1 protein-coding gene is annotated in these 427 nt (G+C 31.1%); it reads right to left on the bottom strand.

Going from position 1 to position 427, the window contains the following annotated elements:
• Window positions 1-427 (bottom strand): MobV family relaxase (gene mobV / locus HMPREF2930_RS11145; RefSeq protein WP_141751506.1); only part of this gene is annotated, 427 nt, incomplete at both ends.

The following is a 427-nucleotide window of genomic DNA, read 5'->3' as shown; positions in this document are numbered from 1 at the left end:
TTTATACTGACTTATTTGCTCATGTTTAGCATTTGTTACTTGTCTTGATTGCCCACGTTCTAAATCATATCCTCGTTGTTTAACATGCTCATTAAATCTATCTTGAAACGCTGTTAAAGCTTTTTTATTACCTACAACTTCTTTAGCACTTAAACGACCATCATCAGTTATTGGAACAACGCCATAATGCATATGTGGTGTTTTTTCGTCCATGTGAACTGTTGCATATAATAAATTATCTTTACCGTATTCTTGTTCTAAAAACTCTTTAGCATATTCAAAAAACTGCTTTGTATCTTCTGGCGTTTGATTATCAAAGAAATCATTGTCTGATGTAATTAAACCATCAATGTGTTTAATCGCGTCTGTTCTAATTTTTCTTTTGCCTGTATAATTCTGTTCGATTTTTTCATCAATCAAGTTATTA

This window comes from Staphylococcus sp. HMSC068C09 (assembly GCF_001813735.1).
Lineage (GTDB): Bacteria > Bacillota > Bacilli > Staphylococcales > Staphylococcaceae > Staphylococcus > Staphylococcus hominis.
The sequence above is the reverse complement of the archived record's forward strand: the minus strand, read 5'-3'. Positions and strand labels throughout refer to the sequence as shown.